Annotated in this window: 21 protein-coding genes and 4 pseudogenes; 2 read left to right on the top strand and 23 right to left on the bottom strand. The window is 42.3% G+C overall.

The features are described from left to right. Nucleotides 1–20: 20 nt before the first annotated feature. The 23 genes and pseudogenes from KUH03_RS49565 to KUH03_RS33620 all read right to left on the bottom strand — a co-directional run. Nucleotides 21–503: pseudogene (locus KUH03_RS49565) on the bottom strand (histidine kinase); the annotation flags it as partial. 290 nt (nucleotides 504–793) lie between these two features. Further along, on the bottom strand, nucleotides 794–982 hold the full coding sequence (locus tag KUH03_RS33530; protein WP_257088654.1) for a hypothetical protein: 189 nt from the start codon (nucleotides 980–982) through the stop codon (nucleotides 794–796). Next, nucleotides 979–1,230 (bottom strand): annotated as a pseudogene (locus tag KUH03_RS33535) (outer membrane beta-barrel protein); the annotation flags it as partial. The gene KUH03_RS33530 and the pseudogene KUH03_RS33535, both read right to left, overlap by 4 nt. A gap of 320 nt (nucleotides 1,231–1,550) precedes the next feature. Continuing rightward, nucleotides 1,551–2,225: pseudogene (locus KUH03_RS33540) on the bottom strand (TIGR03915 family putative DNA repair protein); the annotation flags it as partial. Between the two features lie 33 nt (nucleotides 2,226–2,258). Then, the gene (locus tag KUH03_RS49570) at nucleotides 2,259–2,834 is read right to left on the bottom strand and encodes a helix-hairpin-helix domain-containing protein (RefSeq protein ID WP_373564536.1); all 576 of its coding nucleotides are present in this window, start codon (nucleotides 2,832–2,834) and stop codon (nucleotides 2,259–2,261) included. Next, nucleotides 2,723–3,319: a radical SAM protein gene (locus KUH03_RS49575; protein ID WP_373564874.1), complete on the bottom strand. Its 597-nt coding sequence runs from the start codon at nucleotides 3,317–3,319 to the stop codon at nucleotides 2,723–2,725. The genes KUH03_RS49570 and KUH03_RS49575 overlap by 112 nt, the downstream gene beginning before the upstream one ends. Nucleotides 3,320–3,327: 8 nt before the next feature. Next, complete coding sequence (locus KUH03_RS49580; RefSeq protein WP_373564537.1) at nucleotides 3,328–3,495, bottom strand: hypothetical protein; 168 nt, start codon at nucleotides 3,493–3,495, stop codon at nucleotides 3,328–3,330. Between the two features lie 343 nt (nucleotides 3,496–3,838). Beyond that, on the bottom strand, nucleotides 3,839–4,783 hold the full coding sequence (locus KUH03_RS33550) for a TlpA disulfide reductase family protein (RefSeq protein ID WP_306429844.1): 945 nt from the start codon (nucleotides 4,781–4,783) through the stop codon (nucleotides 3,839–3,841). Nucleotides 4,784–4,938: 155 nt separating this feature from the next. Then, nucleotides 4,939–5,618: pseudogene (locus KUH03_RS47095) on the bottom strand (redoxin domain-containing protein); the annotation flags it as partial. After that, nucleotides 5,543–5,932, bottom strand: coding sequence for a DUF4369 domain-containing protein (locus KUH03_RS33565; protein WP_257088655.1), 390 nt, complete (start codon nucleotides 5,930–5,932; stop codon nucleotides 5,543–5,545). The pseudogene KUH03_RS47095 and the gene KUH03_RS33565, both read right to left, overlap by 76 nt. A 28-nt stretch (nucleotides 5,933–5,960) precedes the next feature. Further along, nucleotides 5,961–6,281, bottom strand: coding sequence for a thioredoxin-like domain-containing protein (locus KUH03_RS33570; protein ID WP_257088656.1), 321 nt, complete (start codon nucleotides 6,279–6,281; stop codon nucleotides 5,961–5,963). After that, complete coding sequence (locus KUH03_RS49585; protein WP_373564538.1) at nucleotides 6,212–6,391, bottom strand: TlpA family protein disulfide reductase; 180 nt, start codon at nucleotides 6,389–6,391, stop codon at nucleotides 6,212–6,214. Before KUH03_RS49585 ends, KUH03_RS33570 begins: the two co-directional genes overlap by 70 nt. Then, nucleotides 6,355–7,146 (bottom strand): DUF4369 domain-containing protein, encoded by a 792-nt coding sequence (locus KUH03_RS33575; RefSeq protein ID WP_257088657.1) that lies wholly within the window; start codon nucleotides 7,144–7,146, stop codon nucleotides 6,355–6,357. Before KUH03_RS33575 ends, KUH03_RS49585 begins: the two co-directional genes overlap by 37 nt. A 1-nt stretch (nucleotide 7,147) precedes the next feature. After that, complete coding sequence (locus tag KUH03_RS33580; protein ID WP_257088658.1) at nucleotides 7,148–7,324, bottom strand: hypothetical protein; 177 nt, start codon at nucleotides 7,322–7,324, stop codon at nucleotides 7,148–7,150. Continuing rightward, nucleotides 7,297–8,226, bottom strand: coding sequence for a TlpA disulfide reductase family protein (locus tag KUH03_RS33585; RefSeq protein ID WP_257088659.1), 930 nt, complete (start codon nucleotides 8,224–8,226; stop codon nucleotides 7,297–7,299). Before KUH03_RS33585 ends, KUH03_RS33580 begins: the two co-directional genes overlap by 28 nt. Nucleotides 8,227–8,263: 37 nt before the next feature. Then, on the bottom strand, nucleotides 8,264–9,550 hold the full coding sequence (locus tag KUH03_RS33590) for a RagB/SusD family nutrient uptake outer membrane protein (protein WP_257088660.1): 1,287 nt from the start codon (nucleotides 9,548–9,550) through the stop codon (nucleotides 8,264–8,266). A gap of 604 nt (nucleotides 9,551–10,154) precedes the next feature. Next, nucleotides 10,155–10,910, bottom strand: a complete 756-nt coding sequence (locus KUH03_RS33595) for a TonB-dependent receptor domain-containing protein (RefSeq protein WP_257088661.1) — start codon at nucleotides 10,908–10,910, stop codon at nucleotides 10,155–10,157. Further along, nucleotides 10,907–12,739, bottom strand: a complete 1,833-nt coding sequence (locus tag KUH03_RS33600; RefSeq protein WP_257088663.1) for a SusC/RagA family TonB-linked outer membrane protein — start codon at nucleotides 12,737–12,739, stop codon at nucleotides 10,907–10,909. Before KUH03_RS33600 ends, KUH03_RS33595 begins: the two co-directional genes overlap by 4 nt. After that, nucleotides 12,736–13,221, bottom strand: a complete 486-nt coding sequence (locus KUH03_RS33605; RefSeq protein WP_257088666.1) for an STN domain-containing protein — start codon at nucleotides 13,219–13,221, stop codon at nucleotides 12,736–12,738. Before KUH03_RS33605 ends, KUH03_RS33600 begins: the two co-directional genes overlap by 4 nt. Nucleotides 13,222–13,373: 152 nt before the next feature. Next, nucleotides 13,374–13,667 carry a FecR domain-containing protein gene (locus tag KUH03_RS49590; RefSeq protein ID WP_373564539.1) on the bottom strand — a complete coding sequence of 98 codons (294 nt, stop codon included), beginning with the start codon at nucleotides 13,665–13,667 and terminating at the stop codon, nucleotides 13,374–13,376. Further along, nucleotides 13,556–14,236: a FecR family protein gene (locus KUH03_RS33610; RefSeq protein WP_257088668.1), complete on the bottom strand. Its 681-nt coding sequence runs from the start codon at nucleotides 14,234–14,236 to the stop codon at nucleotides 13,556–13,558. Before KUH03_RS33610 ends, KUH03_RS49590 begins: the two co-directional genes overlap by 112 nt. Nucleotides 14,237–14,546: 310 nt before the next feature. Beyond that, on the bottom strand, nucleotides 14,547–15,146 hold the full coding sequence (locus KUH03_RS33615; RefSeq protein WP_257088669.1) for an RNA polymerase sigma factor: 600 nt from the start codon (nucleotides 15,144–15,146) through the stop codon (nucleotides 14,547–14,549). A 477-nt stretch (nucleotides 15,147–15,623) separates the two neighbouring features. Continuing rightward, nucleotides 15,624–16,268, bottom strand: coding sequence for a class I SAM-dependent methyltransferase (locus tag KUH03_RS33620; protein ID WP_257088671.1), 645 nt, complete (start codon nucleotides 16,266–16,268; stop codon nucleotides 15,624–15,626). Nucleotides 16,269–16,936: 668 nt separating this feature from the next. Between KUH03_RS33620 and KUH03_RS33625 the strand changes: the two genes are divergently transcribed. Beyond that, complete coding sequence (locus tag KUH03_RS33625) at nucleotides 16,937–17,194, top strand: FUSC family protein (RefSeq protein WP_120258614.1); 258 nt, start codon at nucleotides 16,937–16,939, stop codon at nucleotides 17,192–17,194. A 311-nt stretch (nucleotides 17,195–17,505) separates the two neighbouring features. Next, entirely contained in the window at nucleotides 17,506–18,030 is a 525-nt protein-coding gene (locus KUH03_RS33630) for an RNA polymerase sigma factor (protein WP_257088673.1), read from the top strand. Nucleotides 18,031–18,080 lie beyond the last annotated feature (50 nt).

An 18,080-nucleotide genomic window follows, 5' to 3' on the forward strand; every position in this document is an offset into this window, starting at 1 on the left:
TCAACCTCCAGTTCGTCTCCCCAACGCATCTGTTCAATCGTGATAAAGTTCTGTAAATATTGCAGCTCACGGCTCAGCAGCACAAATGATTGGTTGCATTCATAGAGCTGGTAGCGTAGGATATCTGAGAATTTTAGCAGTAAGAAATCAGCCATATCAACATTCTTTTTCATCAGGATATGGATATGGTTCAAGACATTGAACATAAAGTGTGGATTGACCTGATCCTGTAAAATTTTGAGCTGGCTTTCCAGAAAGTTCTGCTGCAACTGGCTATGGTCTTGTTGAATATTGGCATGTTCCTGATAAAAACGGATACCACAGGCTGTGCCATTGATCAGCAAGGAAGAAGGAATAGATTTATAGCATTGAACAAATAAAAGTGTGTTTCGCTCATCCTCTGATAACACCTGGCTATGCATAATAAAATAAACATCCACCACACTGATCAGCAACGCTAAAATAAGGACGAAAAAGATAGCTTTGAAAACAAAGGGCTTCATTTTTGTGTCTTAATGGCTTTTGGTAAGATGCTGTCACTCAGGAACTGTGAGATACTGATGGAACAGATCATCACTAATGAGCTATGGATCAGTGCGCTGCCTGTGTCCATATCCTGCTTCACTTGTATCCACAGGGCAAACCAGAGGACAAGCCAGAAGAGCGTGAGAAACAGGTGCCGATGGAGATAGTTTTTTTGAGAAACATGGGACAAAAATAGTCAAATATATAACAAAAACCTTTGAAAGCGAATACAGGATTGCCTTCAAAGGTTGATGTGTTAAGGGTTGTATTAGAATATGAAGTAACCTACACCAATGGAAAATGCCTGTGGCTTGGATTTGAAGGATTTAGACAGGTTCGAAAACCCACGTTCGTAGCGGACATCGATACTGAACCTTTGGATATCGACCCCAAGACCGCCTGTAAACTGTACATTGGACTTATCGAAATGTTTGACGCCTTCTTTGATGGCCTTCAAGGGGATAGATTGTCATTCAGGGTATAATTATATACTGCACCGGCAAATACACGAAAGTTCATGTCCTGCTGCTGGTAGATTTTATAACCGACCATCACGGGAATATCGATCGCATTCCATTTGAGCTTGGATTCAGTCTGTCCCTGTGGTTTGAGCGCTGCTTTACGTTTGCTGAAAAGTGCCTCGCCCTGAATGTATGCTCTTCCAAGGTTGACACGTGCCATACCACCGACATGGAGCCCAAGGGCGTATTTGTCATCAGGTCTGCAAGCTCGGTGTTGAGCTTGTTGAGGCTGCTTCCGCCTTTGATACCAATCTGAATAAGAGGTTGCTCCTGAGCAAAGACCATTTTACTTAACATCATCGCGAAGAGTACAACGCATGATAAAATTGCTTTTCTGTTCATTTTTATTGTTTTGATATGCACAAAAAAACGAAGGCCAGCGGCGATACAGAAAAGTCTTTGACGAACTGCATACTCGTGGTGACGAAAGTTAAAATGATGATCACCTATTGTTTTTCGGTCAAGTATTTCCAATATCGCTTGGGACATGTCGTAAGTGAAGTTTTAAATTCTTCCGGGATTCGATCGTTGTCTTTTAAAATAGGTCTTCCAGAGATGCTGGAATTCTTTTTCCCTTGGGTCCAGATCTATTTCCAAATGATTAGCACTCTGAAAATCATTTTCAGCACAACTAGTTACTTCCTCTACGCGGTGGCAATCATAATAAAATCCATAATTTCGTCGTATATCGTAGATCAACCACTGTTGGTCAGTAAAGCGATTCTTAAAAAAATCAGTGATCAATGGCAGGACATTAAAATCGGGTTCCACAATAGCTGTATACAGACCTGTATCGGATTTGACAAAGCGTATAAAGGCTTTCATCCGGTGTCTTTCCCGGCTCACTTTCTTTATCATCTGGTGTATACGCAACAGATCAGGTCGTCCATAATTCTGCATATTCATCTTTCCGGATTTGAAAAGCTCCACGATCAGCCGGAATCCGTTGGTCCATTCGGATGGACTGTCGCTTAGAAAATTATGGTAAAAGATCTTGGTATTTTGTAATCCTATAAGTTTATTCATCGCGGTCAGAATACGTGTGGCTTTACGTTCATCTGTATAGATTTGGCGTTTCTGCGAAAAGATATGGTTTTCCAGCTGCTGTGAAGTTGTTGGAATAGCGTCAAATTCTTTTCGTTCAAAGGCTTCAAAAATGCAACATAAATACCCTGATAACTCCCGTCGAAAATATAGTTCATCAAAATAATGTTAACTGCGTTTGAATGCTGTTTGATTTGGTACTGGACTGATGTCCAAGAAGAGATTTCGGATCTGTTCCGGATAATGGAATCCGGCACTGATGACGGTATCCAGGCAAATCATAAAGTATTTTGCTCTGTTAAAGGCGATTCCCAGCTTACGTAACTGGTACTCCTTTAATTTTCCGTATTGACGTGCTTGCACAATTTTTTTTGCAGACTGTCTACCAATTCCGGGAACTCGAATAATTAAACTGTAATCCGCTGTATTGATATCGATCGGAAAGAACTGGGGATTACGTAAAGCCCAAGCGAGCTTGGGGTCTATATCCAGTTCAAGCTGTTGATGTTTGGTATTTAGAATTTCATGGGAGAACCCGTAGAACCGCAATAACCAGTCTGTTTGATAAAGTCTATTTTCACGCACGAGAGGTGGAGTCGTGCCGATTTGTGGAAGCATGCTATCAGTGGCGTTTATGGGGATGTAACCTGAATAGTAAACGCGCTTGAGCTTATAATCTTTGTAGAATTCATGCGCGGTCTGCATAATCTGTAGGTCTGTCTCCGGTGTGGCCCCAATGACCATCTGTGTACTTTGGCCTGCGGGGACAAAGAGCGGAAGTTTTTTAACAATCTTTTATGCTGCTGAACGTTAAGGATTTCATTTTTGATAATTGCCAAAGGTTCGCGGACGGATTGATGGTCTTTTTCTGGCGCAACAAGTTTTAAGCCTTCCTCCGTAGGGATCTCCAGATTAACACTCATCCTATCAACGTATAGGCCGGCCTGCTTCAATAGCGACTCGCTGGCTCCGGGAATAGCTTTTAGATGAATATAGCCATTAAATCTTTCTTCGGTGCGGAGCTTTTTTACGACGAGCATCAACCTTTCCATTGTATAATCCGCGGATTTAAAAATACCGGAACTTAAAAATAGGCCTTCGATATAATTACGGCGATAGAAGTTCATCGTTAAATCAACGACTTCCTTCACTGAAAATGCTGCTCGTTGAACATCATTGCTTCGTCTGCTGACACAAAATGAACAATCATAGATACAATAGTTGGTCATTAAAATTTTCAGCAAAGAGACACATCGGCCATCCTCCGTATAGGAATGGCAAATCCCACTCGCTGATGCATTACCAATGCCATGCGTATTTTTCGTTTTCCACCACTTGAGCTACAGCTGACATCATATTTTGCTGCATCAGCTAAGATCTTCAGCTTATTATCAAATCCAATCATGATTAATATCTTAGTAATTTTCGTAAAATTACTATTTTTATTAGCAAATATAATGCTATGGTTTCAAAAAATAATCCGGTCTGGTCGAAAACTATCGATAACATGTTGCTTGGCTGATTAATGTAAAAAGCCGCAACGAATATATCTTCGTTACGGCTTCTGCATTAAAGTTTAAAAATTGTCTTCAGTTTAGCGTCTAGATCGTCATCACTACCACCACCACCACCGTAACGGCCAACGATAACACCATTCGGATCAATGAGGATCTTGGTCGGCAAGGTATGGATGCCATAGGCTTCTGAACGGTCTTCTGATTTATCAAAATCACCTTGAGGAGTTGTCTTTAAGCCACGTAAGATATGCTTCCATACACCAATCCTATCTTGATCGACCGCTTTTTCCAGGCTTTAGGATTGGAATCATCATCTGAGACACCGATAATTTCAAAACCCCTCTTTTTGTATTTACTGTAGAGTTGCAAGAGGTGCGGGTTACCCTTACGACAGGGTACACACCAGCTCGCCCAAAAATCCAGTAATACATATTTGCCACGGTATTCGGATAGCTTAAGTGGCTTACCGTTGATGTCCATTCCTGTGAAATCCGTGGCTGTACTTCCCGGTGAACCTGATTTCAACTTTGTAATTTCTTCCGCCAGTTCCTGACCATTGACTGAGTTTCTGATCTCAGGTCCCATCTGGTCGTAAATGCTTTGAAGTTCTGCTAGGTCTACACTGCTAACGAAAAAGCGAAGTTGCGCAGCGGAAACAGCTGAATTAGGATGCTTCTTGATATAGGAAAACTGTTTGTCGCGTATTGCTTGCTGCATAGGGGACATGTCTTCTTTGATTTTTTCAAGTTCATCAAGTTTAGCATTGAGGGCTTCCTCGGAAGCTCCTTGTTTTTTCAAGGCGATGTATTCATTGTTTTTGTTATTGTACGACTCGTTGAGTGGTTTTAAGGCAGCAATTTCGGACTTAATCAAGTTGTTATAGGTATTGAATTCATCCTGAGTTTTTAAACCAGATAGGACTATCTCCTGGGGAGAACTAGCATCACCACTGATCTGTAGAATACCTGGTTCAATATAAAACTGTAGGTATTGTTCGTAGGACTGAGGCGCGCCACTTTTTCCATCGCTGAAGTAGCCTGTGGCTTGTGTAGGGGCTTGCACTTTGCCGAGGTAACTGAATACACCATTGAAAATCTGGGTACTGTCAGCGACTTTCTTCCCTGCAGCATCGGTATAACGTATATTGAACCAGGATGCTTTTGCAGGATTTTCGATTTCTCCTTAATGACGAAGGTATTTTTATCCATGACGGGCGCACCAAGGAGCTCTGCTAGTTTCTTGTCCAAATGCTCTCCGCGAAGATTTTTGGCGATGATTACACCATTGGGATCAATCAGAAGGTTGGAGGGGATGGATTTGATATCATAAAGCACGCCGACTTCATTTTTCCAGCCTTTGAGGTCAGAAAGTTGAGGCCAGTTTAGATGATCACTATGAATTGCATCCAACCAACGTTTTTGCTGTCCAGGGTAGTCGAATGAAATACCCAATACAGTGAAGTTTTTTTTTTGTATTGCTGGAAGGCACTGACTACATTTGGATTTTCCATGCGACAGGGCACACACCAGCTGGCCCAGAAATCAACTAGGACATATTTACCCTGGAAATCAGCTAGAGAAACTTTGTTTCCTAAGGTATCGGCTTGTGTGAAAGGCAGTGCTGTGCGGCCGATACCCGTCAGTTTATCGGTTTTGATGCTATGTTCGATGGCTTTGATTGGGACATTATTTCTTGCTTGTGGACTAGCCTGTTGCAACAGCTCATCCAGGGAAGCAAGATCGTCACCATTGCGCAAAGTAAAGAACATCGGATATACGATTGCGGGACTGTTTTTATGTTTTAGTACAAAGCTCTTGTCCAGCGTGGCTTGTTCAGCATTTTTGTTGTCTATCTCTTTGCGTAATGTAGCGATCTGATCTTGGTCCTTGTTCTTGCGGGCTTCACCAAACTGATCATATAAAGCATCTAACCCAGTTACTTTGGAGCGTTGCTGGAATAGGTTGTAATAATCTGCGAGTTTGCCACCACTATATTTCGCATCTTTAAGCATAGGGTTTTGCTACTGATATTAAGCTTACCTTTTTCTAAGAATATAAAGGCGCCGTTCATCTCTCCCGAAGCTTTCATTTTGCCTACCTGAAGAATGTAAAAATCGCCTTCACCTTCAGGGATATCCAGATCAAACCGAAAGCCTTTTTCAGTCTGTTGGACTGAGTCCTTCTGTCCGTTTCCGAATCCAGAAAGATAGATCCATTGGTCTTTAGGTAGATTGTCTAACTTGCCTGTCAGTACGGTATTTGTTTTTTGCGCAAAAGCCTGACTGGCCAGGGCTAAAAACAGGAATGATAATGTGCTCTTTTTCATATTGCTGTGGTCTATATACTCGTATGAGCTATAAGGTACTGAATGCTGCTTTTAATTGGGCATCCATTTCTTCTTTAGAGGTGGTATGTATAATAATTTTTCCTTCTTTGTCTAATAGGATATAAGTCGGCAAGCTCGGAATGTCGTACAGGGTTGCGATCCTCGCCGGACTATTCTTGATAGGGAAATCATCGGCTACTTGGATCCAGGGCATTTTTTCCTGATCGAGTGCTTTGAACCAGTCTGGCCAGCGACTGTCATTGGTGACACCAACGATTTCTAAGCCCTTATCATGGTATGTTTTGTAGGCTTCCTTCCAATGGGGATGGCTTGGCGACAAGGTGCGCACCAGCTGGCCCAGAAATCGAGAAGGACATACTTGCCACGAAGTGAGGAAAGCTGGAAATCGCTACTGTCACGTTTTAGCGCTTTGAAATCTGGAGCTTGATTACCGGGCAACAGTGCTTTTTTACGGCCACTTTGCCTTGAAGATTTTTGATGTAATTGGATTCTTTTGCGGGAGACTGAAACACTTGAAGACGTTTGTCGAGTTCCGCAACCGGCATGGATTCATTAAAGAGTTGATAGCGCTCCAAGAGGTAGGCTCCGGCTACGAGTGATGGGTGCTGTTGAGTGATGCTATCGATCCAGTGAAGTTCCCAGATTTTGTGTTTATCTCCAAAAGCTTCCATTTCTGCACGGATGGCTTCTTTTTCTTCAGATTTGCCTGCGGCCTCGTATTTCTTGTTGAGCTGTTCAAACATCTTTTTGGCGGCAAGGCTTTTGGGATGCTTCTCAAACGCATCAAATATGTCCTGGTTTTCGGAACCGATTAAACTGAAATTGCGTAAGATGGCGCCTTTGCTATCACCATAAGCAGTATAATCATAATGGGTGGATCCACTCGTATCTGCCTGGAATTGAAGTTCACCCGATTCGATAAACAGGGTGGCTGACCAGTTGCCGGGCTCGATCTTGATAGACATCATCTCTGGCCGATCAATAGGACCTGTCAGCTGGAATTTGCCGTTTTGTAGCACTGTGCTATCTATCGTAATTGACTGTCTGGTGGCATCATCGAGACGTTGTAATTTGACTGTCCCTGAGGTAATACCTTTGATTTGTCCATGTAATGTATATTTTCCGTCCGTTTGTGAATTTTTGCAACCCTGCATAAGTAACAGGGTTACAATGGATAGTAAGGTATATTTCATCTTATTGTGTTTTAAAAATATCGTTCAGCTTTTGTTGTAGGGATGCGCCACGTAGGTTGCGAGCAATTATTTTTCCATTGGGATCTACCAGTAGCGAACTAGGTATGCCCTGAATACCATAATAGGTGGATACTTCATTTTCGAAGCCTTTTAATGAAGATACTTGCGACCAGGGCATGCCGTCATCTTTGATGGCTTTTTCCATTTTTCGGCGTTGTCATCCAAAGAAATCCCAATAACAGTAAAATTATTGTCCTTGTATTTGTTATAAGCTTTAAGGACATTGGGGTTTTCGGCACGGCAGGGGCCACACCAACTTGCCCAAAAGTCGACCAATACATATTTTCCTTTGAAGCTGCTGAAACTGATCGGTCTGCCTTCGGGATCATTTTGCGTGAAATCCAAAATTGTCGCTCCTATGGCACTACGTTTGAGCACTTCCATACGTTCAGTAAGCTGTTTACCTGTTGCCATAGCAAGTACGGTTTTGTCGAGTACATCGTAAAGAGGTTTCACCTCTTCATAGTTTCCCATAGCCGATCGGTCAGAGACCAGGCTCAGGCTAAAGGCACTCTTGGGATGGGCGGTGATATAGGCTGCTGCCCGGGCACGACGTTCGGTACTGATTGCATTCAGTTGTTGTTCGAGTTTTAATTGCTCTTCTTCTGTACCTTTTCCCCATTGCTGATAAAGTGGGTTGGATTGTTGTTCCAGGTCTTTTAAGGTCGCTTGGTAACGTTCAGCCTCAGCCTGTATTTTACTGCCCTTGGCTTTTAATAAATGTAATGAATCGGCCTGGCCGGTTATGCTGATATTGCCCGCTTCGAGGAAAAGTTCGGCGTAACGCGATGGGAACATCAGATAGACCTTTTGAGGTTCGGGCATATCTGCCTCCCAAACAAATTTATCTTTCTGAATCTTAACAGTATCTGTTTTCATCTTGCCATCTTTTAGGTAACCAATAGCCACTTGAGCGTCGCCAATACCTTTGATCAGACCGGAAACTTTTGTCTTTTGTGCCAGGACACCTAGTGTTGTTGTGAGCAGTAAAGCACTAAGTATATAGTTTTTGCAGTTCATATTGTTATCTTTTAAATTTTTATCAAAGTCTTTTTTCTTACAGATCAATATTATAACCCGGGTTTTGTTCGCCAAATTTGGAATTATCTGCAAATTCACTTTTTGGTACTGGCAATATATATTGCTGGATATTGGTTAATTTAGGACGGATGGACGTTACGGTAGCTAATGGCAAACGCAACAGACATAACCATTCCTGTCCATCTTCTGCTACAAGGCTCTTGGATGTTTCCTGGTAGTTGTACCTGAGTATATCTTCACGACTCGTCAGTGCATCAAGTTTGGAAAAATCGGATAAGCCATTGTGTGTACCTATTTCTTTGAGGATCGCTTTGGCCTCAGTGATAGATCCATTATTGCGCAGCAAAGCCTCAGCTTTCAATAAATGTACTTCTGTCAGGCGGATCGCATAATACGTTTCCGAAACGACTGTTGGGACTGTACCCTCAGCAATATACTTTGTGAAAAAATAGTTAGCGTAGTTTTTACGGAAACTACCGACCATCCAATCCTGTCTTGGATCAGCTGTCAGGAGATCACGTAGGCCTTGCGTTGCGCAGTATAGGGATGATGCACCAGGATAAAACTGTCGGCTACGACTGTAGGCATAGGCAGGTTGGTTGGGCTGCGGAGTTATACTGAGGATGACTTCTGAGCTACTGGCTCCTTTGGTGCGGAAGATATCTTTTGCCAGTGGCTCAAGTCGGTAAGGACTATTGTTGATGATCTCTTCGGTTAGTTTGATGACTTCAGCATAATCACCTGCCTGGCCACGACACATCAGTACGCGGGCCTTCAAAGCTCTTGCCGCCCACAAGGTGGCATAATATTTTTCATGCTGAGCGGGACAGTGCAAAATGGCGTAATCCAAATCTTGTAGGATGGAGGTATAACTTTCTGCGACTGAGGAGCGAGCCTTTGGGATATTGCCGATTGTGACAGCCTCATAGCGTAATAATACACCATAAGGACTGGAGTGATCAAACCATTGTCCATAGAAGGTTAGTAATTTGAAATGCCCATAGGCCCTTAGAAATCGCGCTTCAGCTTCGATAGGCTCACGTTCAGCCGTTGGAATACGACCTTGAGGTAATTTATCCATACCACCGATCAACGAATTTGCGGCATTGATAATACCATAGCTATAGGACCAATAGATATCGGACGAACTGAGCATTTGGTTATCTTCTGGTGCTCCAGCGCCGGTACCATATCCATACATCATGTATCCTGTCAACTGGGCGGGAAGGCGCTCATTGTTGGTCCATTGGGTGATGCCATTGTCTTGAGACACGTTCGCAAAACGAAAGTATATACCATTCAATGCGATGCGAGCTGTTGGCGCATCAATACAGTATTGCCATCGACTTTTGCATTTTCAGGCAGGGCACCGAGTTGGCTTTCGCAGGAAGTTAGACTCACACTGCTCGTTATAAAGGTTAATCCAAATAGTATATGGAAGAGTTTTCTTTTCATATTCTCGTCATTAAAGTGAAAAACGTAGTCCCAGAATAAATTGTTTAACAGCGGGAATGTGCCTGGGTCACTTGCGCCGTTGACTAGGCTATAGGGGTCGTTGCTAACCTCAGGATCCACACCAGGATAGCTTGTCCATGTTAGAATATTGGTCGCTGAACCGAATACTGAGGCCTGAGGAATACCGATCCGTTTGCGTAATCCCTCCGGTAGGACGTAGGTTAAGGTCAATGATTTAAGGCGTAAAAATGATCCGTCATATACTGCTGAGCTATTTGTGTAAGCAGTTCCATTTTGTCCGTAAAGAAGTCTTGGCCGTGTAGATGTAGGATTCTCCGGTGTCCATCGACCTAAAATTTCTGTTGTCTTATTTGACCTGTTACTCACATTGTTATTCTGGATATCACCCTGGTACAGAATGTCGTTTCCATAGCTGAAAGTAAACAAGGTTGTCAGACTGAGTCCTTTATAGGATATACTATTGGTGTAACCACCGTAAAACTTAGGTTCTGCACGTCCAATGATTTCATTTTCAGGAAAAAATTCACCTTCTGGAATTTTATAACTTGGATCACCAATTCCCAAATAAGGGTCAAAATACATCCAATACTGATTTTTCCCTTATAGGCATCCACTTGTTCTTGTGTTTGTAATAGACCCGTGAATACCTTTCCATAAATCAGTCCGAGCGGCTCACCTTCCCGGACGATTGCATTCCCGAGGTTATAGTCTGTGATATCATTTGGATTGGTAAAGTCGCGGTTCACATTGGTTACTAGGGAGCGGTTAAACGAGATATTAAAAGCACCATTCCAAGAGAAGTTCTTCTTTTCTAGAAAGGTGCCACGTAGAGCGATTTCCAGACCTCGGTTACGAATATTGGCCAGATTGGCAATGACACTACGGTAGGAAGAACTACCAGCAACTGCTCTGGTGAACAAAATACCAGAAGTCGCTTTTTCGTAAATTTCTATACTGGCACCAAATTTCGAGTTAAATAAGCTGATATCCAAACCTGCATCTTTCTGCAGAGTAGATTCCCAACGGATCGCTTCATTGCCGAGTTGTGTAGGTACCATTGCACTTTTACCGCCGTATGCATATGGGCTGTATAAGGTGTAGAACATATTATCGCCAATATTTTGAGTACCTGTGTAACCCGTGCTTGCCCGTAATTTGAGGTCATCTACCCATTTTAGACCCTTCATAAAGGGTTCGTCGGAGATGCGCCAAGCCACACCCCAGAAGGAAAAAATCCAGTACGGTTGACTTTTGGGAATTTGGAGGAAGCATCCGAACGACCTGTAAAGGTGACAATATAACGGTCCTTCCAGGCATAACGTGCACGTGTATAAAAACTTAGTAGGGAGTTCTGTCCACTGGTCCCAACGGCCGCTGTCACCAAGCTAGCTGATGAAAGGTTGTTCAAATACTTGTCATCAGGATAACCCTGTGCGGTAACACCAAAAAGTTGAGAACGAGTTTTCTGCCAAGAAGTACCACCCACAATATTGAATCGGTGCTGCGCATTGAAAACTTTGTCCCAGGTCAATGTATTTTCAAAAAATAGGTCTGTCAACTGATTCTGCGACTGCGATCCCGTTCCTAGACTGGAGGTCCCCACACCGTTTGATGCGGCGATTAAGGCATCACCGGTTACGTAATTGCGTTGGTTCGTACTATTATAGTTGACTGAAGCAGTGCTTCGAAAAATAAGTTCCGGTAAAATTTTATAATCGGCTGCCACTGATCCTAGGAGAGAGTGACTGGCTGCTCTGTTTATTCCGTCGAGGAGTACAAGTGGATTTTGATAGCCCTGATAATCATATCCTCCTATAGATTCGCCGGTATATTTAGCAATGGAACCATCCGCATTATAAGCTGCAAAAGTTGGCGGGGCAAAGAGTGCCTGTGTATAAAGACCATTGGTGATATTATTAATGGTATAGCCATAACCAAATGTGGCTTGCGTGCGGAGCTTACTAGTGATCTCGTTGTCTAAGTTAATCCGTCCCGACAAACGTTGGAAGTCGGTGCCTAATACAACGCCTTGATTACCGGTATATCCTAAAGAAATAAAATACTGCGAGGCATTACCACCACCCCTAACGGAGAGATCAGCGTTGTCGGATTTTCCCGTCCGGGTGACCAGATTTAGCCAATCCGTATTCGCAGGACCATAAAAATTAGGATTGTTGATCCGGTTGTCAAAATCGACAAGTTCCTCAGGCGTGAGTGTTTCCCCTGCTGCTTTGCGGGCATCGAGGAGGTTGCGATTAGCCTCTTGCATAATCATGATATATTGGTCACGATTGAGCAGGTTGATCGGTCGTTGCTTGCTAATACCATGATAATAATTGGCCTCCAAAGTTGGTTTTTGTTCACGTTTTCCACGTTTAGTGGTAATAATGACAACGCCATTGGCAGCCCGAGATCCATAAATTGCTGTGGCAGACGCATCTTTTAATACATCTATTGTCTCGATGTCGCTGATGTTCAGTCCGGCTAGACTATTGAGTCCACGTGCGAATGAGCCAGATACTGCGCTGTTTGGATCGTCTGATCCAAAGCGATCTACCGGGTTGACCACTTCAGCTGAATTGCTCACATAACGATTTTGTACGGTCATTTGCACCCCATCAATAATATAAAGGGGATCATTACCGCCCATAAGCGAGGTACCGCCTCGAATACGTATTTTGGCGACCCCGCCTGGCGAGCCATCAGCTTGTATGACTTGCACACCTGCCGCCTTACCTGTCAGGGCCTGATCAATACTGGTAAAAGGCACATCCCTGATCTCCTTCACGTCAACAGAGACAACCGATCCGGTCAGATCTTTCCGTTTGACACTACCATATCCCACCACGACGGTTTCTTCCAAGGTATTTACCCCAGTTTCCAGCTGTACTTTGATTCCTTCTATGCTATGTTTTGTCGTAAGTTTGATATTTTGTGAAACATGACCGACATATGAAATCCGGAGTACTTGTCCAACGGACGCTCGGATCCGAAAAATTCCGTTTTGATCGGTCAATACCGTGTTGTTGTTTTCCCTACCACATTCACCGTAACACCAGGCAATGGTCGGCCTTGGCTATCCTGAACAAGCCCTCGAATATTAGACTGGGTCGCTAGTGCCTGTTTTTCTTCCTTTGAAAGAATGATAAGGTATTCCCGATGCATCCGAAAACTGAGGTCAGTATTCGTCAATAGTTCATCGAGGATATCTTTGACAGGTTGATTTTGGGCGTGCACAGCAAATGCTGCGCCCAGACCTTCGACGAGATCGTCACCGTAAACAAAGCGATACTTGGTCTGGCTTTCAATTTCTTTTAAAACCGTGCTCAACTTCACCGATGTGAGATGTAAGGTAGCACGTTCATTTTGAGCCAAAGAATTACCAATCGCAGTCAGGTGGAACAGCAGGGTTAGGATGATGGTCAGTTTCACGAGAATGATCGTATTAAAAAGTTTAGGGTAATATCTTCCCTTAACGCGAATTGCGTTATTTTTCATAAGTTTGCAAGGTTAATGTAAACAATTGACAACAGCGCCTAGGATTCGCAGTCACAGCCTGTTGTGTTAATTAACGATTTTGGGAGTATGCCTGGCATGCTCCTTTTTTTTTCTCTGTTGGTTAGGTAACTGTATCTTTCATAAGTTTTATTTTATGGATTAGTTAGGTAAATTCTGATGCTGCGTGGCCCGATCTTTCGATAGTTGAAAGGGATACTGCTCCGTAGGCTTTGGAGCACATTCTGTAGTTCTTCGCGGTCATCGAATGCTGCTGTATATTTTCGGGAGCTGATGTCCGAATTTTGGAATTCAATAGTAATATTATACCAGCGTTCTAACGTTTTAGCAATTGAAGACAGCGGTTCGTTAACAAAGACAAGTTTCTGGTCGGCCCAAGAGGTTTCGGCCAATCGTTGCTCAGCATCATACTGTGTAACGGTCTCCAATTTGTAATCGGATTTTTTTCTATGCCTGTTGTATTGTTTTTGGAACTAGGCTGTGCTTCTGCCAGTGGAGCAACGACTTTGTCTTTTGGTTTTAGACGGATAGGCGCTTGGGATCTGCTCTTCAGAATAACCTCCGCACTGCCCTCAATCAGTGAGGCAGCAGTAAGTTCTTCGTTGGCATAGGCTCTTACATTGATCGTTGTCCCCAATACCCGGACTTGCAGTGCCTGAGTCGTTACGGTAAAGGGTAATGCTTTGTTTTTAGCAACTTCCATATACGCTTCACCAACAAGTTTGACCGCACGGTTTGTTTTACCAAATCCATCAGCGATCTCCAATTTACTCGCAGCGTTTAACTTGACCAGTGTACCATCGGCGAGTTTAATTGTTTTCTTTTCAGCAGGTTGCGTTAGGTAAGCATTCGTCTGCGACTGGTTGAAATGATATTGGAAGACATATAGGGAACTGATCAAACACAGAAAGACAATAGCCGCCGCAGCATAATAGGTCCATTTTTTCTTTAACAGTATGTTTTTGACGGGGATCCAAATGGGGTACAAGCCGGACATAGTTTTGCTCGGCATCAATCAAATACAGTGCATTTTGCATAGCCAGCAATTCTTGCTTAGCATGCTGTATAAGTTCCTGCTGCTCGGGATGTTGTTTAATATAACTTTCCCATTTCAAGATTTCCGATGGATCTTGTCTTACCGCATAGCGAAAGAAAGATTCATCAATATAAAATCCTGAACAGACTGGTATGCACTCATGGTCTAAAAATTAGTCGTTTATATAGATAGAGCCTACCGAGTTTGGTTTTTACCAGTTATTTTTTTAGTTAAATACGTAAAAAGCTGTGTATCTGACTGTTATTTTTTTCTAAAAAACTAAAATAAGATTAATAGGGGAGAATCTGTTTGAGATTTTGCAGACTAGTGTCTTTTTTAATGTATTGATGGCGCTATGGATCTGATTGTAGACAGCACGTTTGCTCAGGTTTGTTCTTAGCGTAATTTCATCGTAACTAAGTCCCTCATAATAACGAAGCAGAACGAGCTCACGTTGCCGTTTGGGTAATTGGAGAATCGCATTTTTAAGGACATTAACCCGTGTATTTTCTTCCTGTCGGATAATGAACTGAAACTCTTCAACATCAACGGTATCGGTGTCTTCGTTGTTTTCGAGAAGCTTTTCAAATTTATTTGTATTATTGAGGTCCTTGACTAATTGTCGCTGGTAACTTTTGAAAATATAGTTGCCAACATGATTGGCGTTGCCTATACTTTCGCGTTTTTCCCAGAAATAAAGAAAGGTATTGTTGATGCTGTCCTTTAGGGTATCCCGATCGTCTGTATACCGCAGTCCATATTTCAACAGGCCTTTGTAATAGGACATGTATAACTGCTGTAAAGCAGCTTGTTCTCCACTTCTTAGCGCCTCCCACAATTGTATTTCTAGTATATCGCGATCCTTACTCATGAATGTCTTATCCTCTACAAAGGTAACATTATGGATATATAAAACGACAATGTTTTAAAAAATGGGCCGATGGTAAGTGGCTGAAGCAAAATTTACCAAACCATTTCGTTCTGTAACACTTGCAAGCTTAAAAAGCCTCAAAAACTATATCCTGTTGTCATTAGATCCGAGAATAGTTGTTTTAAGGCTTGGTCTAGGAGGAGGGGCGCCAAGGTATTCTACGACGCCTGAAAATTCAGTATCGGGTTGAAGGGATAACCTGACCAATAAGTATTAACGGACTGGTTATACCACCACTAATGTATAGCGATTACTGAACGTGGTTGGAAGCGTTAGCTATAAGTTTAATCAGCTCCATTTTGAAAATAAATAAGAGCCCTCAATTGTTTAGAACTGAGGGTTCTTTATTCTTGAATACCTCTCGATTATCAAATAGTTATTTTTTTGTTGCTTCGAGCATAAAAAGCCCTTCAGTTGTCAGGGAAGTCCTAGAATACGGTTTTGGGCATGGATGTCAACTTCAACGGAACCGAATCCGATTGTTTGCAATATGTCGATATCTTTGGCTGGACGTTCGTGCTGGCTGATTTCCAGCGCCGATTTGATGGCATTCACCTCTTCAATCGCACCAGATGGGCATTCGTCATGCCTGTCTGTGCTAAAAACGGTTTTTCCGAAATCTGCATCCAGGTTGATCAGCTTACCTCCGGGCTTGAGCACGCGCTGCATCTCGCGGTAGCATTTTTCCAGATCAGGGATAGTCCAGGTCATTAGACGTGTGAACAGTAGATCAAAGGTATTGTCCTCGAATTGCAGGGACTGCGCATCCATGACGCTATAATTTACATTTAGCTTTAGTTCCTCACTCACAAGCGTTGCGGCTTCAATCATCTGTGGTGAAAGATCTATGGCTGTCACCTCAAAACCGGCCAGTGTTAGGATATTCGCAAAATATCCCGTTGCAGTACCGACCTCGAGTACGCTGTTTCCAGCTGTTTGATGTCGGACAGACTTAAAAAAATCAAGCCATCGCTCGGTTTCGGGGCGCGACCAAGCCTCATCTCGTTCCTTGCGCCATGAAGCACTTCTTCCATCCCAATAAGTTGCTATTCTTTCAATCATCTCGATACTTTTAGTACATACAAATTTATCCATATTATCCTGAACAAAGGGTTGAATTTATGTCAAGACGAATATATTTTTTCATAAATTAGATTACAGGGATTAGTCTGGTTCTGGAAAAGTAAGCGAAGCTGATTTTATACCATGATAACTTAAATATATGGGTAAGGTACTTCATCGGGAGCGTTTTATCGTTCCGGCTATAGGGCAATAAACAGGTCTATTTTAAAGCCCTTATGCTGGAGCTTGATAAGATTTAATACTGTTATGTCTTCCAAAGGAGGGGAAGACACAACAACGTCAAATCTGTTCATCGTAAGGTCTGTATCCGCACAGGTAAATTAGCTATCATGCAAGGATATGGAAAGTTCAATGCCTTATAAGCTAAGAGAGAAGTAGTCGTGTCTATTTCGTATAATACTACTGAAGTGATACTTAGTCGATACTTAAACAATACTTAAGTAATACTAATAACGTACTGGAGAGTTGATTTTACACGCCTTACTTATTCTGCATTCGCTTCCGTTGGGGAATGGGGATGTCTGTAATGTGTGAAAAGTAGGCTTTCATCGGTCATATCTTAGACCATTATCTTATTGTTGAAATAGGTGAATATTTTTTTAGATTGTATATTTGCTCCATACTATATTGACCAAGACATTAAAACTATGAAAGAAAAGGAACTAACTGAATTGACCGATCAGGAATTGTTGGAGAAAAAAAAGCAACAAAAAAGTAGCAAACTGATCAATGCCATACTTGTCGGATTTTGTGCTGGGATTGTTGTTTATGGTGTCGTAAATAAGGGTATTACTATTTTTACGTTTATGCTTATCGTTATGGGAGCTTGGGCTTTTATTCGCTGGAAGAAAACGGATGAGGCACTTGACAATGAGTTGAAATCCAGAAACCTGAACGAAAAATAACCCGTGCCGGATCTGTAAAACAAAAATACCGAAGCGATGAATGCTTCGGTATTTTTGTTATGAAGAAATTAGCATCCTTTAGAGGGAAGTCTAGTTGTTTATAAAGGAGTACGTTTATTATATCCTGTATTTTAGATGTTATGTTTAGCATAATCCAACCTATATATCTACTTGATAGCTTTGCAATAGATGAACAATAACATCGGTAAATTCAACAGCATCTGAAATGTAAGTATCTAAAAGATATTGTCAGTTTTATTTGAATTCATTCTAAATAGGCCTATCTTTGGAGTCTGAAAAACATGGATAGGATGGCGAACATAACTAAAATATCAATTCTTCAGCTGGATGAATCCAGTTTTGAGGAACTATATAAGTTATATGCTACTAAGATGTATCGGATCTGTTATCGGGAAACAAACGACGAAGATGTTTCCGGAAATATCGTGCATAATGTATTTTTATCTATTTGGGAACGTCGGGAAACGCTACTATTGGAGAAACCGGAACACTTTCTTACCCATGCAACCAAAATCCAGATCCTCAAATATTTTAGGGATTCCGCTAGTCAGAAACAGCATATGCAAAACTCTTTGATCGATTATAACGAAGCGGACTGCAGCACGCAGGAGGAAATTTATTACAACGACCTTTCTGATCGTGTGCAAAAACTGGTAGACCTGTTGCCAGCTCAATGCCGCAGAGTTTATCTGATGCGTGACCAACAAGGTATGGACAACGCTCAGATTGCTGGCGAATTGGGGATTTCCATGAGTGCAGTGAAACAACATATCGGTAATGCTCTTACATTCTTACGCACGCATCTAGCGCGGTAAAACCACCTCCTGAAATTTAAATGTAATTTTTCTTGTTGAAAATCAATGTT

This window comes from Sphingobacterium sp. E70 (assembly GCF_019285695.1).
Taxonomy (GTDB): Bacteria; Bacteroidota; Bacteroidia; order Sphingobacteriales; family Sphingobacteriaceae; genus Sphingobacterium; species Sphingobacterium detergens.